Raw genomic sequence first — 24,278 nt, 5'->3', positions numbered from 1 at the left:
GATATCCTCTCGACTCCTTAAGCTGCATAGCTGTTTCGAGGTTCCAAGGCTGTATTCAGGTCTTGCTGACTGCAACAGGAGGATAATATTTCTTGGCTACCAGAAGATATACAGCTCCAAGAGCAACGGACAAAGTGACAACAATGGAAGCCGCCAGAACAATTCCCGCTACTGCCGTCAGGGATGGAGCTGCGCCGTGCTTCACCATCAAGAGCAAGCCTTGCGCTGCCGTTGCGACACCAAACGTATAAGCCCAATAGCCCGGAGCGAACGGCTGCTCTCTTAACCACTTATAGGAAAGGGCCAAGGAAAATAAAAGGAATAACGTATAGCCCGCCAAGCCGTAAGTGACGAAATCGGAGGACTGCCCGCTCAGAACTTGGTAGGCAACCAGTACAATGGCACCAGGCGCCATGTAAATGCCCATAAAATTGCGCATTTTTGCATCCAAACCGCCTGTCGCAAGTTGATGGAAGATAACCGAGTCCAATATGATCCAGGAGATAACACCAATCCCGAAGACCATCCATCCATATTCCCGATAGCCGATCAGCCCTGCAACCAAGGCGTTAACCAGTACGCTTGCCGTATAGGTAAGGAATAACGACGGCGTAACTTGCGTATGGCTTCGCGGACTTCTCCACATTCCGGACAGCCGGACAGCGGCCAACAGCAGGTTCAAGACGGAGCCCGCCCAGAACAGGACATGGGCAAAAGTCGTATGGTATGGCATAATAGCAACCGCCAACAATAGGACGGATTCCGGAATCAGAGCGATAAAGGACCCTTGTACGGGATCGTTCCACTCTTGCCTTGCCGCATAGTGGTGGTTTATCCATTTATTCGCGTATAGCAATCCCCACCAGAGGAAAGACAGTACGGCTAACCCTTCTAGTAGTTCCCCCCATAGCTTAGATCCTCCCCATGTTTCTTGCGCGAACCTGAGCGCGTTCCCCGTTTCCGCGAGCCCCAACGTCATCGCGAAAAACGAAGCTGGCGCAATCGGCAGTTTCAACATTCTTTTTTTCATGGTCATCTCTCCATTCTCTCTCCTGTTCATCTCTGCATATAACCGGATGAATATGAGTTCATTGTAAGGAGGAAACTAACAATAGATCAATATTATCGTTTCTATCGTTTCCATAAGAAAATTAAATCAATCGGCAGTTATATGCATCATTAAATCATAGATCCGTTCTATGGAAATCATAGATTCTCTTTAATTGATTTATCATTATGATGCTTTTATACTTAATAAAGAAGGATTTATGATTTTTGATGAGGTGTATCACATGGAGATTAGACAACTGGAGTATTTTCAAGCGATATGCGAGGAGCTTCATTTTACGCGTGCCGCCGATAAGCTTGGTATTACTCAGCCGACGTTAAGTTATCAGATCAAGCAGCTGGAGGAAGAACTGGAGGTACCGTTATTTCATCGGATCGGGAAAAAAATCGCGCTTACGGAAGCCGGTTTCATCCTTCTTAACCATAGCCGCAACATCTTCCGTTCGATTGACGGAGCACGCGAGGAAATATCCGAGCTTCATCATATGGAGCGCGGAACCTTGACGATCGGGACATTAATCGGAGAAATCAATGATCTTGTTTCCGGTTTGCTGGTTGATTTTCACAATAAATACCCGGGGATTAGCATTAAGCTGTTGGCCTTGGAGGATGTGGTGGATCCCCTCTTGCAGGACGAGCTTGATTTTGCCGTAACCATCTTTCCGGTAGATGACGACAGATTCTGTAAAGTTTCTTTGTACGAGGAAGAATTTTATTTCGTTGCTCATTCCAGCTCTCCGTTAAACGGCAAGTCTATCGTGACCATAGAAGAAGCGATGAGAGAGCCCATCATTATGTTTCCCAAAACCCACCGTTGCCGGCAGCTGATTGACGCGGTTTGCAGCATGCATGGCGTTGCCTGGGAGCCCGTCATTGAGACGTCGGCCATCAAATCGATTCTCTCCCTCGTGCAATCCGGTGCGGGAGCCTCCATCCTATCCAAAACGCTGCTTGAACTGTATCCGGGTCAAGATATGATCATGATTCCGATAAGCAACCCTTCGCTACGCAGGGAAGTCGGAATTGCCTATCTTAAGGACCGGTATATCGGAAAAGCAACCGGTGCTTTTATGAAGCAGCTTACTTCCCGCTTTGACGGAATCGAAACGCTGTAATGCAGAAAAAGCTGCCGAACGATAGGTTCGACAGCTTTTTCTTTTTCGCCTACTTCAAGAACTTCCCTGTTATCGACTGTTCTTCCAGGATAATTTGAGACGGGGTCCCTTCGAATACAATCTGCCCGCCTCTGCTGCCCCCATCCGGTCCCATGTCTATAATCCAATCCGCCTGGCTGATTACTTCGAGATTATGTTCAATGACGATAACCGTATTGCCGGTATCCACAAGCCGGTTCATAATTTCCAGGAGATGCCCGATATCCGACATATGCAGACCGGTTGTTGGCTCGTCCATGACGTAAATGCTGCCCTTCTTATGAAGCTCGCTTGCCAGCTTGATCCGTTGGCATTCCCCGCCGGATAACGTGCTGAGCGGCTGGCCAAGCGTGATGTAGTTCAGGCCGACGTCGCTCATTGCTTGGAGCTTCTTCTTTACTTCCTTCAGCTCGAAAAATTCCAATGCCTGCTCGACGGTCATCTCCAGCACTTCGGCTATATTTTTGCCATTCAGCTTGTATCCGAGAACCTCTTCCTTGAAGCGTTTGCCTTCGCACACCTCGCATGGCATCTTTACGCTTTCGAAGAAGGAAAGGTCTGTATAGACGACGCCAAGCCCTTGGCAGTTCTCGCAAGCCCCTTTGGAGTTAAAGCTGAACAAGCCCTGATTAACCTTATTGGCGGATGCAAACGCCTTGCGAACATCATCCATAATCCCCGTATAGGTTGCCGGATTCGAACGGGTTGATACGCCAACCGCCGATTGGTCGATGACGACTGCGTCCGGATGCTGGCTGAGAAACACATCGTTTATAAGCGAGCTTTTCCCCGAACCCGCAACGCCTGTTACCACGTTTAAAACACCGGTTGGGATGTCTACGCTAACGTTTTGCAGGTTGTGCAAATTCGCATTGCGGATGGACAGCTTGCCGGAAGCCTTCCTGCAATCCTTCTTCAACTCAAGGGGTCTCTTCATGTGCGTTCCGGTTAAGGTACCCGACTCCAATAACCCATGGAAGCTGCCTTCGAACACGATGTTACCTCCGCGGCTGCCTGCATGCGGACCAACGTCAACGATATGATCGGCGACCTTAATAACATCCGGGTCATGCTCCACGACAATAACGGTATTACCCTTATCCCGCAGCTTCACTAGCAAGTCGTTCAACCGGTGTACATCCCGGGGATGCAGGCCAACGCTAGGCTCGTCGAAAATATAAGTGACATCGACCAGGCTGCCGCTAAGATGCTTGACCATCTTGACGCGCTGCGACTCACCCCCGGATAACGTATCGGTCTCCCGGTCCAGCGTTAAATAGTCAAGCCCGATATCCACCAGATGCTGAAGACGTTCCGTCAACGATTTGACGATTGGCGCTGCCTTGGCATCGCTGATTTCTTGAATAACCCGGATGAGGTGTCCAACCTCCATTGAGGATAGCTCTGCGATGTTTTTCCCGTTAATCCGGCAGTTCAGCGCAGCTTGACTGAGTCTGGAACCTTGACAGCTGGAGCACTTCCCTTCAGTAATAAACGGCATAACCGCTTTTTGCGTGCGTTCGGACTTCAGCTTTACGTCCTGCTTAATATATTTGTTCGTGAACTTCTCGATAACGCCTTCGACGGTAATGTTGGTGGCTTTGCCGGCGAAGTCCATCTGCACCTTCCGCGCCTTAGCATACAGCAGCTGGTCCAGCTCTTCCGGCGAATAATCCTGCAGCTTTTTGTCCGGATCAAAGTCACCCGACTGCAAGAGCATATTCATCTCCCAGCCGTTTACCGTATAATCCGGAAGCATGATGGCGCCTTCATTAAGCGACTTGGACAAGTCAATGGCCTTGCTCATATCCACTCCGAGTCTACGGCCGATGCCGTTGCATTCCGGACACATGCCTTGAGGATCATTAAAGGAAAACATATTTGCCGATCCCACATGCGGCTGCCCTACCCGTGAGAACAAAACGCGGAGAATCGGAGAAATATCGGTGATTGTGCCCATTGTGGAATGGGAGCCGCCGCCTAGTCTTTTCTGGTCGACAACGACGGCCATGCTGAGGTTTTCGATTCCGTCCGTATCCGGCTGTGGAAAGCTCGGCAAGAAAGTCCGAACGAACGTGCTGAAATTCTCATTTAACAGTCTTGTAGATTCAGCAGCGATCGTATCGAAGACGATGGATGACTTTCCCGATCCCGATACTCCCGTAAAAATCGTGATTTTCCGCTTCGGGATACGCAAAGAAACGTTTTTTAGATTGTTTTCCCTGGCATTCGTAATAACGATGTACTCCTGGCCCGTTCCGCTCATTCCTTACATCCTTTCGGGTCGTAGATTTATATTCTTCCAATTGTACGAACCAGACATAAACCGGTTGCAAACAGTTGCAACCGGTTTATGTGGTTTTGTGTCCAAGAGGCTCAACTATGCGATTATTGCGCCAGCAGCTTGGCAAGCTCGTTGTGCCAATTCGTCCAGCCGTATCTAGCTCCTTCAAGCGCTGGTACGCTGGAGAAGCCGGTTTGTTCGAGGTGAAGGTTAACCTTGCCCTCTCCCAACTCCTGCACCGTCCAAGTAACCGTATGCTTCTCCGGACCAACCGCCCAAGAGTAGGACAGCAAACGGTTTGCTTCGTCTACCGCAAGCACTTCCCCGTCAATAATGCCGTCCCAATATTGATTAGGCTCTGCCCGGAACTGAAACCGGTGTCCAACCTCCGGTTTAAAGTCGTTTGGAAGCACCCATTTGGCAAGCATTTCGGAAGTGGTTAACGCAGCCCATGCCTTTTCAACCGAAGTATTGTATTGAAAATCCAGTTCTAATTTCAAACTCATTCTTCTTCCTCCTCTAATAATTGCTGCAGACGCAGCATATTAACGGTCCAGAATTTCCTGTAGTAAGAGACCCAATCCTGAATTTCTTTCAATGGAGCGGCATTCAGCCGAAAGCGCGTTTCCCTGCCAACCTTCCGGTCCGTTACCAGTCCTGCTTCTTTCAGGATGGTCAAATGCTTGGATACGGCCGTACGCCCCATATCGAATTGCGAGGTTAGCTCATGAAGCGGGATTTCCGCTGTCTCGGACAATAGCTGAATCAACCGGCGCCTGGTTGGATCCGCAATCGCGTCAAAGACATCCCGTGACGGATGATTATCGTTCACAACACCCCCTCCTAGAGTTCAACTTCATAAAAGAATAGTTGGCGTTAGAATCCATGGGTTGCGACTGCTCCATTCATTTCGTTACAATAGAATGCAAGGTAACTTTTTCTTGTTCGATTCACTCATGAGACACCATTTGGTGTCTAAAAGAATTATAAGACACCAAATGGTGTCGTGTCAACAGCGTAACAAACCTATTCTCCCGCACATTCCCATTCCAATTCCCAATATGACGAAACGCAAAAAAGCCGCGAGCACTTCTCGCGGCTTTCCTTCAATTTATCTTTTATTTCAAAGTGATCGTCTTCTTCCAAGTAAGCTCTTTGCCCGCATCGTTTACGAATGTAAAGCTTACATCGCCTTTTTGCCCCTTCAAGTCGTCCGGGTAGAAGAAGCCCATGAACTGTCCATCTCCGCTGATGTAAAAGCCGTCTTCTCCATTACCGCCATGCTCAATTGCTTCTTGCGTTGTGTTAACAATGCTGGTTTTGCCGGATTTCCATTCCATCTTGGACAGCATGTAGCCTTCCGGACGCTTGTTGACTGTGAAGTCAAAGCTGTTGCCTTCGATTGGTTTGTCGGTCTGATCGATGATAATCAGAATCTCTTCACTAGCATTATCCCCTGCGGCGTTAGACGAATTCGTATCGTCAGGAGTCGCTGTCTCAGGCGCGGTAGACTCCTCGCTGGGAGCGTTATGGTCTGGCGTGGCGGATTCCTCCGCATTTCCGGCATTGTTGGCAGGCGTGTTGGATGCCGGCGCTTCTGTCGCGGTATTATTGCTAGCTGTATTCGTATTCCCTGTTTCCGTTTTGTTGCCGCATGCGCTCAGAACAATCAGAACGGCTAACGATGCTGCCAGTAAGCTTACGGATTTTTTATTCATGATGAGTCTCTCCTTTGTTTTCTTGTAAAGTGAATGAAAATGCTACACCGTTCTCAGTATTGGCTGCCCCGTAATCACTACCGTGCAGCTCCAATATATGTTTGACAATAGCGAGCCCTAAGCCGGTTCCGCCGGATTTGCGATCACGGGAACGTTCTACCCTGTAGAATTGATCCCAAATTCTGCTCAGGTCCTGCTCTGCAATAGACGGGCCTGTATTCTCCACGGTGGTTTTAATTGCTGCTCCTTCTGCCTTTTCCATTTCCATAACGATTACGCTGTTCTCAATGGCGTGCCGAATCGCATTGCTGAGCAGATTGAGCAGAACTTGCTCGATCCGTCTACGGTCCGCATAAACGAACAACTCCCGTTCTCTATCCTGCCGAACTCTTAGCCTTAGATGTTTGCTTTCCAGCTGCTGCGTGAAGGAGCTTGCAACCTCTTTGACGAGATCGGTCAGGGAGAACCGGTCAATCTGCAGCTTAACGGCCTTCACCTCGAATTTGGACAGCTCCAGCATATCCATTATCAACGCGTTCATCCGGTCCGTCTCGTTCACGATCAAGGCAAGGTAACGTTCTCGCTTGTCGTCTGCTACCCCGTCCTGAAGTCCCTCCGCAAAGCCTTTTACGATGCCAAGCGGAGTTTTGAGCTCATGGGATATGTTCGCTACCAGTTCTTTGCGCAGCTGCTCGGACCTCTGCTTCTCTCTTACGTCCTCCTGCAGCTGCTCGTTAGCAAGCTTGAGCTCGTTAAGTGCCGAGTCCAGGTTGCGGGATAAGGCGTTCATATTCCTCGATAGCTCTCCGAATTCGTCCTTGGAGCGAATCTCCGGATGATCGGTGAAATCAAGCTTGGCGAGCCGCGCGGCCGAACGATTAAGGGTCAGCAGCGGACGCGATACAATTCTCGAATAGATCAGCGTTAACGCAAGAACGAGAGCAAGTATGATCGGCGCCAAGTAAATAAAGTACTTTTTCAAAATATCAACCGCTTCTCCTACCGGCTGAAGGGAAGCCATCACGAACATGTAATGCTCATCCGCATCCGTACCGGCAAGAGATTTTACGAGTACGGCGTACTCGACTCCGCTCCAAGGATCCTTCCATTCGCTCCGTACCGTCTCTCCCGCATGCAAGCGGGACAGTCTCGCCTCCGCCGACGCTGTCCAATCCTGTAGAGCTTCGTCAACAAGAGCATCCTGGTAAAGAGGGTTGAACGACCGCTGCTCCGGCAGCAAAAAGTCCGTTACCTTTCCTTCAATCCGTACTAAGCCTTCATCAAGAGGAGCGGAATTATCGGGCCAGAAATCAATCGGGTGAAGCACCGTATCCTTCTGGTCCATAAAAATCCCGTCCACTATTATATTGCTTCCAATCGAAACTCCTCGCGGAATGCTATTGATCGTAGCGCCTGCGGTTGGGATCGGAACGGTAATGCTCTTACCGCCCGATTGAAGCTTAACATAATACGGATTGAGGTTAGCCTTATTAAAGCTTTTATTCAGTACGGCCGAGCTGGTATCATTCCGGTTCATAAACGTTCCGAGCAAACTGGAAAGCTCCCGTTCATTCCCCTTTACCTCGTTATACTGATCGCTAAACCCGTTAATGGCCGATTCCAGCTGATGAATCCGGGACATCCGGTAAAAACGTTCAAAGAACAACCCTTCGGCCAACATCACCAGCGTAAAAATAAACAAAATCAAAGCGGACGTAATGACGAACAGCTTGAGTACAACGCCATGTCTTCTCATGCTTCCGATTCAAACCTGTAGCCGGATCGGATGACGGTCGCAATCAGCTTGCCGGCGTCCCCGAGCTTGGCTCTTAATTTCTTGATATGAGTGTCCACGGTCCGCAAATCTCCAAGGTACTCGTATCCCCATACCGCATTCAGAATGTAGTCCCGGGACAATACTTTTCCGTCATGCTTGATCAGGAATAGCAGCAGATCGTATTCTTTGGGCGACAGATTAACGAGTTCCCCAGCCACCGTAACCGTATGGGCCTCGCGGTTCACCGACAATTCTCCGTATTGAAGCAGCTCCGCTTCCCGCCCCACCGTTCTTTCCGTTCTCTTCATTAAGGCGTTTGCCCGGGCGACAAGCACCCTTGGACTTAGCGGCTTGGTAACGTATTCGTCGGCTCCCAGCTCGAAGCCCATCAGTTGATCCTCGTCCTCGGCCCTTGCCGTGATCATAATGATAGGAATATCCGATTTCTCGCGGATCCGTCTGCATACGGACCAGCCGTCCATCTCCGGCATCATAATGTCTAACACAACCAGGTCGACGGAGACCCGCTCGAATAACTCAAGCGCAACCCTTCCGTTCTCCGCCTCGTGGACATCCCATAGTTCTTTTTTGAAATAATCCGTTATAAATTCCCGCATAAGCGTATCGTCTTCCACTAATAAAATACTTCGTTTCATTTGAATCCCGCCTCTTTCCGGCAATGGTTCCTTTCTCGTACGGAACCGCAATCGTATATCCTATGCTATCACAGGTTTACCCGAAATTCGGCATTCTTATCATCCGATTGCACCTCCATTTGATCTACAAGTTGAAGTATAGGGGGTTCGTGTGTCCAACGTGTGTATTCGAAATGGATTCTTGGAGAACCTAAACGCAAAGAAAAAGCCGCGAATTGGCGGCTTTTACGAGTTAGCTTCATATTTAGCAAGATACTTGGGATAAGAGAACAGATGAATGGCTTTCGATTTGCGCTGGGCTTCCTCTCTATATTCAGGCACTTGCTCCGCTTCAACATAATCGGCGAGAACATCAATGACATCATCCAGAAGCTTAGCGCGAAAATAAAGCTCAAGCCGTTCGACTACGCCATCTCCGGCAGCTGCAAGTACCTTTTCTCTCCAGTTCGGCCATGATGGATCATCGGCAAGCGGCCAGAGGAGCACGGAATAATCCATCGCCGCATCTCCTTGTCCGGTCAGATCATCCCAATCGATAATCCGGAACGAGCCGTCTCCCCGCACCAATACGTTATTGCCATTCAAGTCGTTATGGACAACATCGACAGCCGCCTTTTGAAAAGCTGGGGTCTGTGAGATGATTTCCCTCAATTTCTCTATCTCTTCCCCAAACCAGGTCAGGGTCTCATCCGTCACAAAATCCTTCAGAAGCTCCCTCGATTCTCGGATTCCGTCCAGATCCTCCGTAAAGCGGGTTAGGTATTCCTCTTCGAAAGCTTCGGCATAGGATCGGGTCGCCGTCACGGGAAGCAGCTCGCGAAGCTCCTCATCGTGGTGCAGCTTGGCAATGATCTTCAGCACGGCGGATCGGATCTCATTCGCGTTATGAATCTCGGCAAGCGGGACCGCGTCTTCTATGTATTCGAATACAAGTCCATACGGATAACCCGGCACTACTTCTTCATTGATTTCATGAATGAGCATAGGTGCGGAATAATGCAAAGCTAAATAATCGCTTACTCTCGCCCACTGCTGCAGTCTTGTCCGTTTGTAAGGAGGAGCAAGCTTAACGTGAAGACGCGAGGCTCCATCCGTTAACCGGATCGACAAGTTGCCGAAGCCTCCCGGGTTATAAATATAACTAGCCTGTATGCGTTCCGGGCTCATTCCAAGCGCTGCAGCGTTTGCTGCCGCCCATTCCGCGATTTTCCGCTCTGCCAATTGAACATTCATCCCGGTATACGGCCTCCTCGAAAAATGGCTTAACATTACCAAATATTGTAGCATGGCAATGATCGTTAACACAGCTAAATAAAAAAAAGAACCCCCGGATTACCCGGAAGCTCTTCCCGACACCCCTTATTCACTTGCGCACCTCAATGACGTACACCGAATGGGGCTTCAAAGTCAGCAGAGGCTTGCCATCTTTGAATTTCAGAAGGCCCTCCTCCGCTGTTACGGCTTCCGGTTCAAATACATCGTTGATTAACTCATAATCATTGCCGGACAATTCCCATATTGCCGCTACTCCGGAGTCCGCAAACGAACCGATAGCCAGCTCAGCGTCAACCGCTGAAAGCCCGCGATTAACGGCAAACAAGGTTAACACGCTGCCGGATTCATTAACACCGGCTGCCACATCAAGCGCCGGCAAATTCCCTGGCTCGAGTCCAAACCGCTTCGATCCGGATGGCCAATCGAAGGTTGGACTGTCCGTATGCACCTTCAATACACGAGAGATGTCGCGATTCGCGTAGGCTTTCATCACATGGAAGGTTGGCGTGCCGTATACCGTTCTGCTGCGACCGCTCCAGCCTGTTTCTTTGCCCCGGTACTGATCCGCATAGCAATCCCCAACCCGAATGCATCCGCCAAGCCAGCCGTTGACCAGGTCGGAGTAGCTGCCGATTTCGATCAGATGGGATTGCCTGATAAATTCGTTCAGGTTTGCGGCGTTGGCTACCGCAGCCTCCAGCGTATGCTCCATCGGGCGCCCTGCTCGAATCGTGTTCGGATAATACATCGTGTTGTACTCCGTGATCGCGAGCTTCACATGCGAATAGGCGGGATTGCCGGCAATGATCTCTTCCGTCTTGCTGATTGCGGCACGGCTTACCTCAGGGAACGACATCACTGCCGGGTACCGTTCTTCTTTTGGCGTGTCAGGCGTAATTCCGACCGTGCCGAAGCCATGATAAATATGCAGCGTCAGCATGTCCATTTTGTCCGCCGAAAGGCTAAGCACCGTACGGTTCCATTCGGGATCGCAATCGCCGCATGCCAGAAGCACTATATCCGGATCTACCGCGTTCATCGCATCCGCAAAACGGTTATACCGATGCGCGAATTGCTCCGCCGTGCTATGCCCATGCTGCCATGGTCCGTAAATTTCGTTCCCGATCTCCCAATACTTGACGCCATAAGGCTCCGGATGGCCATTTCGAGCCCGCAGCGCGCCATACTCCGAGTCTACGCTGCCGTTGCAATATTCCAACCAAGCCGCTGCTTCCTCAGGTGAACCCGTTCCCGCATTGACGCAGATTAAAGGCTCCGTCTCCGTATCCCGGCAGAACGCAAGGAATTCATCCGTTCCGAAATATTTGTTCGTCCAGCCGCCCCATGCTTCATTAATCATGTTGGGCCGTTCCAGTACGGGGCCAATGGCGTCCTCGAAATGATACGCGCTGATGTAATTACCCGCGAGACGCATCATTCCCGGCTTTAGCTGTTTGGTCAGCTCTACGACTTCCCGTTTTACGTAACCTATGCTGTCCGAAGGAAGCATCGACACATGATCCAGCCACAGCATGCCCGATCCCATGCCATCACGCCAGGTTTCTTCCTCCGAGGAGAGCAGAATACGGAACTCCGCCCTTTCGCACGAACGGTCAGGAATCAACTCTAATTTATATTCGTTCCACTTATGTCCCCGCAGCCCAACTTCAGTGCGGCTCAGTACCTCACCGGAAGCACGGTCGATAATTTCGCAGACAGCAGCCCGAAGATCCATAGCGGCACGCGCTACGATGCTAATGCGATAAGGAAGGCCGCCCTCGACACTGACCTGTTGACCAATTCCGCCGTAGCAGCGGTCCGCGCTTAAAATCCGGATACGCTGGCTATGGCCGGAATGCCGCGGAGCGGCAGGCTCCAATTTATATTCCGTATTCTTGCCATTGGTTACGGCATACCAGCCTGAGGATACGCCGCGCGCATCGGCTTCGTCCTCAAAGTCCATGTCCTTCAGCGTAAAGGCTAACATGGCATCCATATGATCGCGGATGTCCTCCACGAAATGGCCGAAAATATAAGGATTCAAGCGGTGCTTGGAAGGTGCTTCGGTGTTTACGGTAATTAAGGCCCTCTGGTTCATACGTTTTCTCTCCCTCATCTATTAGACTTCCGCCTACTCTTCCCATGCGGATGGACTGGATTTCATATTCATGATAGTGTTTTCGTAGACAGATGAACATAGAGGAAAAGGAAGGTGAAGTGAGGAAAATGGACATGACACATACGGATGATAACCGTGCGCAGCATAAATATGGCGATATCCACGCACTGCCGTATTCTCCAGATTTATCAGTATACATCCCGATGATCGGAATGAATATTTGCGCGCCGACCTATAAGAATATTCGAAATAAAGCAGATATCACTGTGCTTGGATATGTGATAAACGGACATGGAGAAATTCAGGTTAATACGGAGAAGCATCGCCTGGGAAAAGGCGACGCCTTTATTTTGAGGAAAGACAGCAAGCATGAAGTAACGGCCTTGTCGGATTCAAACGATCCATGGACGTATTACTGGTACAATCTCCACGGCAATAGTCTCCCGCTCCTCGAAGCCTTCCATTTGTTTCATACCCCGTATATTCCAAACGCTGATATTGAAGCTTTGTTCTTGAAAGGCTTTGCTGCCGCAAAACTTAAGACCGAAGATGGCATGGATACGCAAACCTCCTTAATCCTTAGCAGCACGGAGATATTCATTGCCCTGCAGAAATCCGTAAAGCAAGCCGCCGAATATAACTCCCCTATGATGGGACGAATGAAGCTTTATCTGGATCAGCTGGTCGGTGAACCCTTCCAGTCGGAGGATTTTGCCCATCAAATGGGATTGTCCTTCAAGCAGCTGAACCGTATCTTCAAACAGCATACCGGCAGCACCGTTTATCAATACGTGCTGACGCGCAAGCTGGACATTGCGAGAATGATGCTGCAAGACACGGAGCTGCCCGTTAGTGAAATTGCCGGACATCTTGGTTATGAGGACCCGCAATATTTCTCGAATCTCTTTAAGCAAAAGACAGGCATAGCTCCTACGCTATACCGGCAACAAGCCAACGCTATCCGCTAGTTGCCGCGAATAGCCGCCCGGGATAATTGATCGGCCGATTTGTTCTCGGAGCTTGGAATCCACATCATAAAGAACAACTCAAATTGCTTCGTCAGCCGAAGCGCTTCTTGAAGCAGCGGCGCAAATTTCTTGTTTTTCACAAACTCGATCTCGATAGCCCGGTTTACGAACTGGGAATCCGTCCGGAAGGATACGGTCTTATATTCCTTGCGGATACATAACTCAAGAGCGAGAATGAAGGTACGGAACTCCGCTTCGTGGTTGTCCATTACCCCTAACGGAATAGAGTGCCGTTCAACCTCCCCGTTATTCTTGATGAAAATGCCTGCGCCGCTGGGCCCGGGATTTCCGGCGCTGGCACCATCCAAATACACTTCAATCATAAAACCTCTGCCCCTCGCTACAGCTAAGAATGAAACTACTGGCCATCTTATTGAACGCTTATGACATTTATCAACGCGACGTCGAGATAATGGATCCATTTTGATCCAGGGTTCTAAACACAAACCCCGTTGATACACCGGGATCTAATACTTGATAGGTCGCCGCATACCCATTCGTGATTAGCCGAACAATCCCCGGCGAATAAAATTAGCGGTCACAGGGGCCTTTCCTAGTTCTCTCGACCATACGGATAATTGGCCCATATGGTGTATTTCATGAGCAAGGACATGCCGCATGATTTCCCCGTATTTGAAGTTAATAGGGTCTCCATTCGGGTATACATCGGACAATACCTTCATCTCCATGTCATCGGTCCATGCGGCTACGAACAACCGGACTTCTTCGTGGAATCTATCCGAAAGCTCCATGACCTGCTCAAGACTGGCATAAGACTCGAACGGTTCCGTGAAATCGGGCTTCCCTTGCAGTCCTTGGATCCAGCTGTATTCCACGTCCACAATATGAAACAAGGTATGCAGAATGCCTCCTATTCCTCCAGTCCGCTTCTTCAGCAGCTCTTCCCGGGAGACGTCCCGGCACCATTCGAACCAATCTTTTCGTACCTGCCAGTTATACTCGAATAATTTCAACATGAATAATCCTCCTATGGTCAACTATAATTAGCTGCATTAATTATTTGACTTTGATAATTTCTCGAAATAGTCAACGACAACCTCGCGAAAGGATTGAGCAGCCCGCGATACATAACGGCTCTTATGCCATAACAAAGCGATTTCCCTCACGAGCTCGTTTTCTTCTACTTGTAGATAAACAATCTGTCCGTTTTGATTTCTAGCCGTGCCCGGTATAAACGCAATGCCGATTTCGGCTTCCACAAGCGCATTAATTCTCGCAGGCTCATCCCCTTCATAGACAAACTTGGGCTCAAAGCCGTCTTTTTTGCATATGGAGTCTACCAGATCACGGGTACCGTAACCCTTCTTCACCCCAACGAACCATTCCTCTTTCAGCTCGGATAAGGATACGCTGCTCCGCCCTGCCAGACGATGCGATTGGGGAACCGCTATAAGGATAGGATCTCTATATAAGATCTGGCATTCGATATCTTCTCCTTCCAGGGACGGCGAAGACAAGCAGAAATCAATATCTCCCCGATGAAGATGCGCCACCATCTCCCGCGTCGTCAGCATTTGCACGTGGAACTGGATATTCGGCTTTTTCTTCCGGAACTCTCGGAGGATATTAGGCAGCATGCTGGCCGTGTTTACGGCAAGTTCGATCGTCCCCTGTTCAGAGCTGGACAGATCGTTCAGCTCCTGCTTTCCCTGGTCAAGCTCGAATAAAGCCCGCTCCGCACGCAGCAGGAATCGGCTGCCCGATTCGTTAAGACGCAGCTTTCTGCCTACCCGGTCGAATAAAGGCACGCCTAAGTCTTCCTCCAAGCGTTGAATCGTCTTGCTTAGCGACGACTGCGTGACATGCAGATGCCGAGCCGCTTCAGTGACATGCTCCAGCCGGGCTACCGTCAAGAAATATTGCAATTGCAGAAGCTCCATGAAATTCACCATCCGTTTATTCCTTCAAGTCCATGAAATTATAACATGAAATGCGTTGGAATAAATGACGCATATACCGTACGATAAATGCAGGATTAATCGAGGAGTGACTTTCATTGAATACACGCAATAGGTGGCTTATGATTGCCGTCGGATTAGGGATTCTGCTGAACCCTTTAAATTCGTCCATGATTTCCGTGGCAATGGCAAGGCTTCAAACTGAATACAAGCTTGATTATACCGGCGTTTCCTGGATCATATTTTCTTTCTATATTGCGAGCGCTGTTGCCCAGCCCGTAATGGGCAGAGCCAGCGACTTATTCGGCCGAAGAAATATTTTTCTAAACGGTCTTGTTGTAGCTTTTCTAGCGTCGCTATTAGCGCCATTGTCGCCAAGCTTTGGTTGGCTGATCGTGTTCCGAGTTATTCAATCGATAGGCACAAGCATGATGGTGGCCGTAGGCATGGCTATTGTCCGTATCTATATAACAGATAAGCAGGCTGCCGCGCTGTCCGTTCTGTCCATCTTTTTATCCGGCGCGGCAGCTATTGGTCCCTTTGTTGGCGGGGTGCTCATCCACTGGTGGGATTGGCCGGCGATCTTCTTCGTCAATATTCCGTTTGCCATTGCCAGCTACTTGCTCGCGTGGAGAACCATTCCCAAGGACAAACCGAAGACTTCTCCCGTCCGCGGACTTACCTTCCGCAAATGGCTTGAACTGATCGATGCGTCAGGGATTCTGCTATTTACCGCAGGACTGGTTGCTCTGCTTGTTGGATTATTGTCCGCAAAATCTTCCGGGCAGGTCTCGTTTAGTTACGTCGTTATCGGTATAATTGGACTTTTATCGCTGGGGGCTTTTGCCAGACATGAGCTAAAAGCAAAATCTCCTTTTATCCCATTACGGACTATTGCCCAATTCCCGGCGATGACTTGGGTTAATGTTCAATTCATACTTGTGAACGTTTTGTTCTACTCGTTATTTTTTGGATTACCGTCTTACTTGCAAATCGTGCGGCATGTCAGCGAATTCCACACCGGCATGCTGATGCTTAGTTTAGGGCTGTGCTCGCTTGTCGCTTCCCCGATTGCAGGCCAATGGATCGACAAATCCGGCCCTCGGCCCGCTTTGTTCGTGTCAGCCATTCTAATGGTATTTGGTTCCGTATGGATTGTGACATTAAATGAAAATTCGCCCGTAATAAGCGTCTGTATAGCCTTAGCTGCCTTCGGAATAAGCAACGGACTGAACAGCGTGGGCATGCAGACGGCTTTGTTCGACAGCTCGCCAAAAGAAATCATTGGCGTCGCTGCCGGCCTATTTAATACCTCCCGATATCTCGGCACCATCATTTCGTCCTTATTGACCGGCATCGTAATGGGAGGCGAGTTCAGCTTCACCGGATTTCGCATACTAGGAATTATTTTAACGGTTATTGCCTTAACTTTGGTCCTGATGAGCTGGCGGCGAGCCCGTTCCGCGCAATTGAAACAATCGAAGGCCTAAAGGTTAGACCGGGTCGGCCGGTGCATGTCGGTATTTGCTTGCCTGCTCATAAGCATAGGCTAACTTGAGGAGCACCGGTTCGCTGTAGGCCGTACCAACAAACGTGATGCCCTGCGGACCTTTGGTCGTATAGCCTCCTTCAGCGATAATGCCCGTCTCCGCGTAACCGCCCGGAACGGTAATGGCGGGATAACCCGCACGCGCGGAAATATCGAGCCCTTCTTCGTTGCCGAGGAACAGCAAGGCGTCAAGCTGATGCGCCTCAATAGCATGGTCAATTCCTTGCTTCCGCGCGGTTTCATGGTTAAGCCTGAGGCTTTCGAGATATTCGGGCTCGGTTAACGTTCCGCTCGTTTCATTCGACCAGATCAGTACGTTTTGCCCGTATTTAAGAGCCGTATCGCGATGGGCCTCATTGTACTCGATTAGTTCGTCTAAAGTCCGGATGAATGCGCCGCTGCCGGCTTTGGCTAAATAATCGTTGAGACCTTTTTTGAACTCGTAACGCATAACATCCCAATCCCATGTCGCGCTCTCGCAAGGCATTGTTACGGGATCCACGATAACGGCCCCAAGTTCAGCGCACATTGCGATTGCCCGCTCTATGATTTCGGCTCTCGCGCTATCAAGACCTTGATAGTAATGCCGCGGTACACCAATCCTAGCGCCTTGCAAGCCATTGGCATCCAGGAAGCTCGTATAATCCGTATGCGCGGTTCGCCCAGCATCATGCATAGCTGAATCATCCGGATTCGAGGCTGTCATTGCCCCCAACAAAATCGCGGCGTCCCTGACCGTCCGGGTCATTGGCCCAGCCGAATCTTGGCTATGAGTAATCGGTATGATCCCTCTCCGACTGACAAGACCTATGGTTGGCTTCATGCCAACAATGCCATTTTGCGAGGAAGGGCTGATAATGGAGCCCGATGTTTCCGTTCCGATTGCAGCCGCGCATAGATTAGCTGCTACAGCCGAGCCCGAACCGGAGCTTGATCCACCTACGAACAGCTCGCCCGGTCCGTAAGGATTCAAGGTAAGTCCACCTCTGGAGCTGTATCCCGCCCACATGGAGCCGGACATAAAGTTCGCCCATTCCGTCATATTAGCCTTTCCGAGAATGACGGCTCCTGCTCCTCTTAATTGCTCGGCCACAGCTGAATCCGACGGGGCAACATGCTCCGCGAGAGCTACGGACCCCGCACTGGTGTGCATCCGGTCTCCCGTATCGATATTATCTTTAAGCAGAATCGGAATACCGTGAAGTGGTCCTCGCGCACCAAGCGCCAACCGTTCCTTATCCAGTTCCCGCGCAATGGAGATGGCATCGGGATTCACTTCGAGTACGGCTCTTAAAGTCGGATTTATCCGTTCAATGCGTGCCAAATACCAGCGTACGCATGCCTCTGACGTTAATTCGCCCGCTTCCATCGCTGCTTGCAACGATGAAATATCCGCTTCGAATAATTTTTTGTTTATCATTTCATTCATATAGATCCTCTCCCAGGCTTACATTCTCCTCAATAGTCTACCATTTATAACCAAATGCCGGTTAGTAAAAATCATCTATAGTTGTGTTTTATTTAGATCGTATAGAACACTCTTTGGCTCTTTAGCAGCGGCAGACAGATATGCTCAATCAGCCCGGAAATATGATCTTCAATCCAACTTAACTGATCGGGCTGGCTTAATACAAAGGTGTAATAGCCAACGATTGCAAGAAACATAAAAGCTTCTAGCCGAGCGTGGTCCAACCATCCTGTCATGCAGCTGCCGTAGCCGGCGAGCAAGGCATCCCGATGCTTGCTCTCAACGAGTAAAGCGCCCATAGCGAGATCCATCGCATAGTACCCGTATCCCGACAAACCAAAATCAATCATTGAAACTCCTTTGGGGGAACGTATCAAATTGCTGAAATTGATATCCGCATGAATAAAGCCCCAGGTTCCGGGAGTCGTTTCCCATAAAGTCATCCATTCGATCATCAACCGCATCGTCCGCTCGAGAATGTGTAAATCTTTGCCGGAGAGAATCCCCCGCTCTTCTCCGCCCCGCAATTTCAGGATCATGGAATGAATCCATTCCGTTCCATATGCCGGCCGGATACAATTTGGTCCCGCCTCATAGCTTTGCGAGAATCGATGGAGCATCGCGATTCGAGTACCCAGGGTACGGGCTTCTTCCTCGCTGTTCATCTCTTGCTTTGACAAGACATCGCCATCAATCCATTTCAGGACGGTACAGGGGATCTCTTCTTGACCGATTCGAATCATAGTGACCAGTTCCCCGTTATTATTGGCAACCGGAGTCTGTACAGGCAGATCGGAATGCGCAGACCAAGCGAGCAAAAAAGCGAGTTCGGAGCGGATTGCTTCCGGCGTGGTCTGAGTCCCTTCCATATTGCGGGCTATCGGCTTATGAAGCCGCAGCAAATAACGGGCACTCTTATCCGTGATCTTGTAAGTCATATTCTCGTTATGACGTATGAATTCAAACGCCGGTTCATCAAAAGAGTAGAATCGTAAAGCCTCTTCCAAATATCTATTGTAGTCCATGAGAAACCCTCCTCATTTAGAGCTGCAAAACGGTTATCTCCTCTTCATAGAGGACCTCATCACAATCCCGAAAGCCAAAGTGCTCATAAAGCTTCCTTGCTGGCGTATTTTCTTTCTTGTACGGAATCCAGCAATAACGAGCGGGTCCTGCCGGGCAGGTTCGGATAAACGCCAATATTTTCGCCATGGCTTCCCGTCCGTATCCTTTGTTTTGATGCTTCGCGTCGATCATCAGTCGCAAGATGCAATAGCTGTCTCCAGCAAAGGACGGAAGATCATAGCCGGTTATTTTATACGTAATCATGACGAATCCCACAGGCTGCTCATCCGCATAAATAGCAAACGGAAACGGAGCTCCTCCATTGGCAGCAAGTACATAACAAGAAGCTACGCTTGAGAGATTCGAAGCAACATAACGTTTCTGATCTTCGGCTACCTCCAGATTAAAGATGTCACGACGGTTATCCAACGTAATTTTTCGAAGCGAGATCATGCAAGGCTTCCTCCCTTTCCTATATTGCGGCCGCTTTAATACGATACAATTAATGCCAAAAAAGTAATAGACTTATGTTGAAAAATTATGTATTGTATTATGTATCCATGGCATTTTTAGGTCTTCTTATAACACAAAAAAAGAGACAGTCAGCGTCTGCCGACTGTCTTTCTTATTCCCTAATAAAGCCCCCGAACCCGCCCTCACCGCGTTCATACATCAGTACATGGTAGTTACAATTAAAAAAATACGGCCTAGTTGCGTGCTACTCGCACTCTTGTTACAATATCGGGCTAAATCATGATGTTTTGCAGGCATGGCCCAGCACCTGCATCGGAGGTCCAACTACCCGTTGGCGGGTTGTACTCGCCTGTATGATTTCGGTTACCGACTTGATTAGTTATCTATTAAATCCGTGCTCCAATTTTTCTCTTGAATCTTAAAGTCCAATTCTCTGTATTTCCTCGACAGCTCGTCAACCTCACTCTGGAGTTCGGTAACCTCAACCGTCGTATAATATTTCACTTCTTGCCTCGAGTAGCGCTCCTGCCGGATGGATGCCGTGCCGAGCAGTTCATTGAGAATATTGCGATGCTGCATGATCCGATCACGTTCGGCCAATGCTTCCGCCAATGTTGCGCTGGCATCAAAGGCGATTAAAGAGTTGGTCTTGTTAATCTTCTTCACCCAGACGGCCAGCTCTTCGAGCGTCTTCTTCAGTTCGCTCAGCAGCTCCGCGGGTGATTCTGCAGGCTTCTCGCCTTCTTGAACCTTTATGACTCTTTCCAGCCGTTGCTTAATCTGCGCTACTTTCCGCTGGCAGTCCGCCCTCAGAACAAGCGCTTCCGCTAATCTCATCGCCTGCCTCCTCTATGAAAATGACAATTAATAGTACTATATCAGTAACTGCATGTATTTTCCAATTTATTTTTCAGCCTTCAATCCATCAAAACCCGTCAATCAATGATTTCCCGTTCGTTATCCGCTCCCAGCTATCCTTCAGAAAATCCCGCGTCCAGTCGTCAGGTTGACCTAAATCCCAGCTCCTATGCATGCCTACCAGGACGATAATGTCCCGAAGCCGCAAAAATAACCCGAGCTGCTCCTTCCAATTGCGGGGCATTTGGCGGCCATCTTCCGTATAGCCCCGTTCAAAATGCTTCATAAACAGCTCGTATTGTTCTTTTCGTTCCGGCTTCGAATCTTCTCCAAACACATAGAGCAAGTAATAGAGCTGGATCGCAATATCCTCGGTATACCAGCTGTATTGGCATTCGTCGAAATCAAAAAGCGTCATTTCTCCTGCCTCATCAATCATAAAATTGCCTGCATTGATATCGCCATGGATAAGTCCGAATTGCTCCGGGGTTTCGGGCAGTCTCGCAAGTTCTAATTTCATTTCTTGGAGCGCCTGAAGAATCGGTTGATGATCTTGCGGCAAATAGTCCTCGGCATGGAGCAGATATTCATTCTTTTCCCATGTATGTCTTTTGCATGCACCAGTTGGCCTATACAATCTGGACAGTTCATGAAGACGGCCGGTAATACGCCCGCATTGCTCATACAGGGAGGGATTGCCCAGACATTCGGGGTATCCGATCCTGCGACCCGGCGCATAGGTAAACGAACTCGCGTAGAACGAAATTTCTTTCCCATCGATTTGTTCGAATGGTTTCCCTTCCATCGAGTTCACCGGAACGGATACGGACAGTTCATGCCGTGCCAAATAACGAACCCATTCCAGTTCGGCCGATACTCCATCCTGAGAACGAAGCGTGCTTGGCGTGAACCGGAGGATGTATTTCCTGTCCTTGCGGCAATAGGAATATATAAAATTTTGAAAGCCCCCGATAAACGTCAGCTCTTCGGGGTTAACCCCGTACCTTGCCGCACCCTCCTCCGCATATTTGTCCAAAAACAAAGCTTTTATCTTTGGGTCCATCATTTTTCTCCTTCTCGTCTTAACCGATATGCACTACTGTGTCACCGCGCCGAAAGGCACTCGGAAGTCCCGTTTCCAGCAGCTTCAGCCTGCGCAGCATATGCTCCTGCGCTTCTCCGTCCATCTTAACGGTTACCCATTCCTTCAGCTTACCGATCTCCTCCAGGATGGCGGGAACATCTTCGTGCTCGACATCCGTCCCTCCTTGGAACAATGCCGTCCATTGGAGTCCCAGTTCCTCGGTTGCCGGTTCCCAGTACTGCTTAAAGAATGCTTCCGTAGCAACCGGCAGCATAAATGCACGTTCGAATTCATCTTCAGGATCGAGTATAAATGCGCTGATCGACATGTCTATTTCACTCCAAATCTGATTGAGAATGTGTAATCGGGAAACTCCTGACGCAGCCGGTTCAAGCTGTTTTCCGCGGCGGCTCGCAGCTCCGGGGTGTCTCCGTCAAGCTGAAACTGAAAGCGGCGAATGCTTTTTATATCTTCCAAGCTCGGGATCTCGGATGTCCCGTCAGGCGTCGTGCGCGTGCCTACAGCCTTTTGCATCAGATTATTAATCCGGGTCTTGGTTTTCTGGTAAAGCTGTTTATCCGTGAACTGCTGAGGCGTCTGCTGCGGTTTGCCGGTTTTGGGATGAATGCGGTTCAAGCCTTCGGCTGATTTCGCTTCATAGAAAATACCGTTCTCAACGTCGATGCCGTCGAACTCGCCCAAAGCTCCGTTTCGGCTGTCATACAGCTCAACGCCTTTGTATTTGGCCTTGCTCCAATGAACGTAATCTTCCTCTTCCGGGCTCTTGGAAGACTCCTTCTCTTCCGGTTTGCCGCTATCAGGCTTCTCTTTCGGCCCGTCAACGTCCGGCTTTTTATGCGGGATGTCCGGTTCAGGCTTACCCTTGCGCTTCAGCAGCTTCTCCAGCCATTTCTCAAGACGCTCTCCGCCTTTCTTAGCCAAGCGCCCAAAAGGCACTCGGCTGAGAGCCAGCGCAATCAGCGCGGCAGCGGCGTTCTCAGGGGTAAGCAGCCTCTTCGGATCTCGAATGTCCTTCGCTATTTCATGGCCGCTGGCAGGAATGCTAATCGCGGTAAAGGCAAAGCCCAGCGCCGGCCAGAAGCCCACAAACAGAAGCGCGAGAGAAAAAGCTCCTAGGAGAATTGCTCCTTTTTCCCTTAAGCTGAGACGGTCCCACCAATTCTGCAGCGAGTCGAACATACAGGAGAAGCAGGCAGAGGGTTCAACCTGCATATGTCCCTGCCAATAAGCAGTAAAGCCCGCGACGATGCCCATCCCTAACAATAGCAAAACAAGCGCTGCAGCCATCCGGAAATGATGCAGCATCCTTATGCGTAATTCCTCTTGAACGGATACCGCTTCGGCATTCCCATAGAGCAACGAAAAACCCATCTCCCGCCGTTCCCGTGTCAAAGCCATAACCGTGGAAAAGCTTTCCCTCTTCGCGAAGAAGGCTCTCCACATTTGAATCATCTCGCTAAGAGGGTTAAGAAATCGTTCCCCTGCCATCAACGGAAGCTGGCTTCTTACGCGGTTAATCGCGATGTAATCAAGAACAATGCCCAATAACAGCATCAATAGAAAAACATTTTTCGTATGATACCCGCTGCCGGTCCACTCGCTTATCGTCATGAACCATTCCGGCAAAGAATTTTGCCCGTTATAGGCGGCGTGATCCAGAATGGACCATGCCAGCAGGAGCGCAGGCAAAGTAAAAATCCAATGGGTCAGCCGTTTGCGGTATCTTACCCCAAGCCCCAACCCTAATGCAACCATTGCCGTATGTACAGGGTGACTGACGGTCATGATGGTCGGGAATATGCTTTCTTCGAATCGGCCCGGAAACAACGTCCAGAAATCCCAGTGGATGGTTTCACCGCCCAGCATCGTTGTGCTGTAGCCGTATGTCCGCCCGATGATCCCGGAATTTAGCCATCTTCGGCTTAGCTCCTCCATCAGCTGAAAGCCCACCCCGGATGCCGCTCCGGCTAGCGTATAATCGCTTAGACTCATGGCAGATGCCCGCCGCGAGAATAATAAATACAAGCCAAGAGGAAGCAGCTTCCATATTTCCTCCGCAATGGGAGTAATAACCGCTTGTGACCAAGTGTCCGATGTACGGCCTCCTACCAGCCCATGTACGCCCATCAGTGTCCATGCCGTGACTGGGATAACAAGAAAGATTCCAAGAAGCATAAACATGGCCGTCTTTTTCCAGGTAAAGGTCTTGCTGCGGCATAACAGCCAGAACTGCAGCAGCACGTAAAATGACCATAAATATTGAACCAGCATCGTACGCGAATCGCGATACAGGAATAATCCCACGATAAACAGCAGCAACGATATCCAGCACCAGACCGCATAGATCTTTGTCAGCCAAGTATATCTGTTAGGTATTTCTCGGACGAATCGGTACACTGCTTCCGCGTAATCTCTAACCACGCTTCGGATCCGCCATATCGTATCCGTATTCATCACTCCTTACCCGGCCTCCCATGAACGCCGGCTAATTCCCTTCCCAAATCATACTCGATTATTTGGTCCGCGAATCATAAATAAGAAGAAATTAACTAAAACTGGACTTTGTTCCCAATTGAGACGCGATACGATCGGGATTACTTCCCCACGCCATGAAATCCTCTCCGCATTTCGTCCGGGTTACGGCTAGATCCGTATGTCTAGTAACCGTTGAACCGATTTCGGAAGTCCCATTGCCTTTGACGCACACGCATAGCTTATCAATCGGAGTACGCTCTCCGACTGCGTTTACCCGTTTGCCAGC

The 24,278-nt window shown here is 49.7% G+C and carries 22 protein-coding genes; 3 read left to right on the top strand and 19 right to left on the bottom strand.

Annotated features, from left to right (window positions below; genetic code table 11):
* Positions 1 to 55: 55 nt before the first annotated feature.
* A complete protein-coding gene (locus tag ACR9FF_RS15260) occupies positions 56 to 1,030 on the bottom strand; it encodes a hypothetical protein (RefSeq protein WP_435171973.1) in 975 nt (324 codons plus the stop codon).
* A 262-nt stretch (positions 1,031 to 1,292) separates the two neighbouring features.
* Here ACR9FF_RS15260 and ACR9FF_RS15255 point away from each other — a divergent pair, with 262 nt between their 5' ends.
* A complete protein-coding gene (locus ACR9FF_RS15255) occupies positions 1,293 to 2,183 on the top strand; it encodes a LysR family transcriptional regulator (RefSeq protein WP_435171972.1) in 891 nt (296 codons plus the stop codon).
* Between the two features lie 49 nt (positions 2,184 to 2,232).
* On the opposite strand, the gene ACR9FF_RS15250 is transcribed toward ACR9FF_RS15255, so the two are convergent.
* From ACR9FF_RS15250 to ACR9FF_RS15215, 8 genes are all read right to left on the bottom strand, one after another.
* Positions 2,233 to 4,488, bottom strand: coding sequence for an ATP-binding cassette domain-containing protein (locus ACR9FF_RS15250; protein ID WP_435171971.1), 2,256 nt, complete (start codon positions 4,486 to 4,488; stop codon positions 2,233 to 2,235).
* A 122-nt stretch (positions 4,489 to 4,610) separates the two neighbouring features.
* Entirely contained in the window at positions 4,611 to 5,012 is a 402-nt protein-coding gene (locus tag ACR9FF_RS15245; RefSeq protein WP_435171970.1) for an SRPBCC family protein, read from the bottom strand.
* Positions 5,009 to 5,338 carry an ArsR/SmtB family transcription factor gene (locus tag ACR9FF_RS15240; protein ID WP_127498986.1) on the bottom strand — a complete coding sequence of 110 codons (330 nt, stop codon included), beginning with the start codon at positions 5,336 to 5,338 and terminating at the stop codon, positions 5,009 to 5,011. Before ACR9FF_RS15240 ends, ACR9FF_RS15245 begins: the two co-directional genes overlap by 4 nt.
* A 286-nt stretch (positions 5,339 to 5,624) precedes the next feature.
* A complete protein-coding gene (locus ACR9FF_RS15235) occupies positions 5,625 to 6,224 on the bottom strand; it encodes a hypothetical protein (RefSeq protein WP_435171969.1) in 600 nt (199 codons plus the stop codon).
* On the bottom strand, positions 6,217 to 7,980 hold the full coding sequence (locus ACR9FF_RS15230) for a sensor histidine kinase (RefSeq protein WP_435171968.1): 1,764 nt from the start codon (positions 7,978 to 7,980) through the stop codon (positions 6,217 to 6,219). The genes ACR9FF_RS15235 and ACR9FF_RS15230 overlap by 8 nt, the downstream gene beginning before the upstream one ends.
* Positions 7,977 to 8,657, bottom strand: coding sequence for a response regulator transcription factor (locus ACR9FF_RS15225; RefSeq protein ID WP_435171967.1), 681 nt, complete (start codon positions 8,655 to 8,657; stop codon positions 7,977 to 7,979). Before ACR9FF_RS15225 ends, ACR9FF_RS15230 begins: the two co-directional genes overlap by 4 nt.
* 225 nt (positions 8,658 to 8,882) lie before the next feature.
* The gene (locus tag ACR9FF_RS15220) at positions 8,883 to 9,890 is read right to left on the bottom strand and encodes an aminoglycoside phosphotransferase family protein (RefSeq protein WP_435171966.1); all 1,008 of its coding nucleotides are present in this window, start codon (positions 9,888 to 9,890) and stop codon (positions 8,883 to 8,885) included.
* 130 nt (positions 9,891 to 10,020) lie between these two features.
* Positions 10,021 to 12,030 carry an alpha-L-arabinofuranosidase C-terminal domain-containing protein gene (locus tag ACR9FF_RS15215; RefSeq protein WP_435171965.1) on the bottom strand — a complete coding sequence of 670 codons (2,010 nt, stop codon included), beginning with the start codon at positions 12,028 to 12,030 and terminating at the stop codon, positions 10,021 to 10,023.
* 134 nt (positions 12,031 to 12,164) lie between these two features.
* Between ACR9FF_RS15215 and ACR9FF_RS15210 the strand changes: the two genes are divergently transcribed.
* Complete coding sequence (locus ACR9FF_RS15210; RefSeq protein ID WP_435171964.1) at positions 12,165 to 13,019, top strand: AraC family transcriptional regulator; 855 nt, start codon at positions 12,165 to 12,167, stop codon at positions 13,017 to 13,019.
* Here ACR9FF_RS15210 and ACR9FF_RS15205 read toward each other — a convergent pair.
* From ACR9FF_RS15205 to ACR9FF_RS15195, 3 genes are all read right to left on the bottom strand, one after another.
* Positions 13,016 to 13,402 carry a reverse transcriptase-like protein gene (locus ACR9FF_RS15205; protein ID WP_435171963.1) on the bottom strand — a complete coding sequence of 129 codons (387 nt, stop codon included), beginning with the start codon at positions 13,400 to 13,402 and terminating at the stop codon, positions 13,016 to 13,018. The two genes, ACR9FF_RS15210 and ACR9FF_RS15205, sit on opposite strands and share 4 nt — an antisense overlap.
* A 180-nt stretch (positions 13,403 to 13,582) precedes the next feature.
* Complete coding sequence (locus ACR9FF_RS15200) at positions 13,583 to 14,056, bottom strand: DinB family protein (protein ID WP_201005470.1); 474 nt, start codon at positions 14,054 to 14,056, stop codon at positions 13,583 to 13,585.
* 36 nt (positions 14,057 to 14,092) lie between these two features.
* Complete coding sequence (locus tag ACR9FF_RS15195; RefSeq protein ID WP_201005965.1) at positions 14,093 to 14,980, bottom strand: LysR family transcriptional regulator; 888 nt, start codon at positions 14,978 to 14,980, stop codon at positions 14,093 to 14,095.
* A 116-nt stretch (positions 14,981 to 15,096) separates the two neighbouring features.
* Between ACR9FF_RS15195 and ACR9FF_RS15190 the strand changes: the two genes are divergently transcribed.
* Positions 15,097 to 16,488, top strand: coding sequence for an MFS transporter (locus ACR9FF_RS15190; protein ID WP_435171962.1), 1,392 nt, complete (start codon positions 15,097 to 15,099; stop codon positions 16,486 to 16,488).
* A gap of 3 nt (positions 16,489 to 16,491) precedes the next feature.
* On the opposite strand, the gene ACR9FF_RS15185 is transcribed toward ACR9FF_RS15190, so the two are convergent.
* The 7 genes from ACR9FF_RS15185 to ACR9FF_RS15155 form a co-directional block, all read right to left on the bottom strand.
* The gene (locus ACR9FF_RS15185; protein ID WP_435171961.1) at positions 16,492 to 17,976 is read right to left on the bottom strand and encodes an amidase family protein; all 1,485 of its coding nucleotides are present in this window, start codon (positions 17,974 to 17,976) and stop codon (positions 16,492 to 16,494) included.
* 92 nt (positions 17,977 to 18,068) lie between these two features.
* Positions 18,069 to 19,040 carry a phosphotransferase enzyme family protein gene (locus ACR9FF_RS15180; protein WP_435171960.1) on the bottom strand — a complete coding sequence of 324 codons (972 nt, stop codon included), beginning with the start codon at positions 19,038 to 19,040 and terminating at the stop codon, positions 18,069 to 18,071.
* Positions 19,041 to 19,056: 16 nt separating this feature from the next.
* Positions 19,057 to 19,533 (bottom strand): GNAT family N-acetyltransferase, encoded by a 477-nt coding sequence (locus tag ACR9FF_RS15175; protein ID WP_435171959.1) that lies wholly within the window; start codon positions 19,531 to 19,533, stop codon positions 19,057 to 19,059.
* Positions 19,534 to 19,929: 396 nt separating this feature from the next.
* The gene (locus ACR9FF_RS15170) at positions 19,930 to 20,391 is read right to left on the bottom strand and encodes a DIP1984 family protein (RefSeq protein ID WP_435171958.1); all 462 of its coding nucleotides are present in this window, start codon (positions 20,389 to 20,391) and stop codon (positions 19,930 to 19,932) included.
* 88 nt (positions 20,392 to 20,479) lie between these two features.
* Positions 20,480 to 21,475, bottom strand: coding sequence for a phosphotransferase enzyme family protein (locus ACR9FF_RS15165; RefSeq protein WP_435171957.1), 996 nt, complete (start codon positions 21,473 to 21,475; stop codon positions 20,480 to 20,482).
* A 19-nt stretch (positions 21,476 to 21,494) separates the two neighbouring features.
* Complete coding sequence (locus ACR9FF_RS15160) at positions 21,495 to 21,824, bottom strand: hypothetical protein (RefSeq protein ID WP_435171956.1); 330 nt, start codon at positions 21,822 to 21,824, stop codon at positions 21,495 to 21,497.
* Positions 21,825 to 21,826: 2 nt separating this feature from the next.
* Positions 21,827 to 23,971 (bottom strand): PrsW family glutamic-type intramembrane protease, encoded by a 2,145-nt coding sequence (locus ACR9FF_RS15155; RefSeq protein WP_435172125.1) that lies wholly within the window; start codon positions 23,969 to 23,971, stop codon positions 21,827 to 21,829.
* Positions 23,972 to 24,278: the final 307 nt, after the last annotated feature.

The sequence above is a fragment of the Paenibacillus glycanilyticus genome (assembly GCF_051200795.1).
Taxonomy (GTDB): domain Bacteria; phylum Bacillota; class Bacilli; order Paenibacillales; family Paenibacillaceae; genus Pristimantibacillus; species Pristimantibacillus glycanilyticus.
The sequence above is the reverse complement of the archived record's forward strand: the minus strand, read 5'-3'. Positions and strand labels throughout refer to the sequence as shown.

Bases quoted from the DNA above. Each gene is read 5' to 3' on its own strand.
- ACR9FF_RS15260 (WP_435171973.1), bottom strand. From the start codon at position 1,030: ATGAAAAAAAGAATGTTGAAACTGCCGATTGCGCCAGCTTCGTTTTTC.
- ACR9FF_RS15255 (WP_435171972.1), top strand. From the start codon at position 1,293: ATGGAGATTAGACAACTGGAGTATTTTCAAGCGATATGCGAGGAGCTT.
- ACR9FF_RS15250 (WP_435171971.1), bottom strand. From the start codon at position 4,488: ATGAGCGGAACGGGCCAGGAGTACATCGTTATTACGAATGCCAGGGAA.
- ACR9FF_RS15245 (WP_435171970.1), bottom strand. From the start codon at position 5,012: ATGAGTTTGAAATTAGAACTGGATTTTCAATACAATACTTCGGTTGAA.
- ACR9FF_RS15235 (WP_435171969.1), bottom strand. From the start codon at position 6,224: ATGAATAAAAAATCCGTAAGCTTACTGGCAGCATCGTTAGCCGTTCTG.
- ACR9FF_RS15230 (WP_435171968.1), bottom strand. From the start codon at position 7,980: ATGAGAAGACATGGCGTTGTACTCAAGCTGTTCGTCATTACGTCCGCT.
- ACR9FF_RS15225 (WP_435171967.1), bottom strand. From the start codon at position 8,657: ATGAAACGAAGTATTTTATTAGTGGAAGACGATACGCTTATGCGGGAA.
- ACR9FF_RS15220 (WP_435171966.1), bottom strand. From the start codon at position 9,890: ATGAATGTTCAATTGGCAGAGCGGAAAATCGCGGAATGGGCGGCAGCA.
- ACR9FF_RS15215 (WP_435171965.1), bottom strand. From the start codon at position 12,030: ATGAACCAGAGGGCCTTAATTACCGTAAACACCGAAGCACCTTCCAAG.
- ACR9FF_RS15210 (WP_435171964.1), top strand. From the start codon at position 12,165: ATGACACATACGGATGATAACCGTGCGCAGCATAAATATGGCGATATC.
- ACR9FF_RS15205 (WP_435171963.1), bottom strand. From the start codon at position 13,402: ATGATTGAAGTGTATTTGGATGGTGCCAGCGCCGGAAATCCCGGGCCC.
- ACR9FF_RS15200 (WP_201005470.1), bottom strand. From the start codon at position 14,056: ATGTTGAAATTATTCGAGTATAACTGGCAGGTACGAAAAGATTGGTTC.
- ACR9FF_RS15195 (WP_201005965.1), bottom strand. From the start codon at position 14,980: ATGGAGCTTCTGCAATTGCAATATTTCTTGACGGTAGCCCGGCTGGAG.
- ACR9FF_RS15185 (WP_435171961.1), bottom strand. From the start codon at position 17,976: ATGAATGAAATGATAAACAAAAAATTATTCGAAGCGGATATTTCATCG.
- ACR9FF_RS15180 (WP_435171960.1), bottom strand. From the start codon at position 19,040: ATGGACTACAATAGATATTTGGAAGAGGCTTTACGATTCTACTCTTTT.
- ACR9FF_RS15175 (WP_435171959.1), bottom strand. From the start codon at position 19,533: ATGATCTCGCTTCGAAAAATTACGTTGGATAACCGTCGTGACATCTTT.
- ACR9FF_RS15170 (WP_435171958.1), bottom strand. From the start codon at position 20,391: ATGAGATTAGCGGAAGCGCTTGTTCTGAGGGCGGACTGCCAGCGGAAA.
- ACR9FF_RS15165 (WP_435171957.1), bottom strand. From the start codon at position 21,475: ATGGACCCAAAGATAAAAGCTTTGTTTTTGGACAAATATGCGGAGGAG.
- ACR9FF_RS15160 (WP_435171956.1), bottom strand. From the start codon at position 21,824: ATGTCGATCAGCGCATTTATACTCGATCCTGAAGATGAATTCGAACGT.
- ACR9FF_RS15155 (WP_435172125.1), bottom strand. From the start codon at position 23,971: ATGAATACGGATACGATATGGCGGATCCGAAGCGTGGTTAGAGATTAC.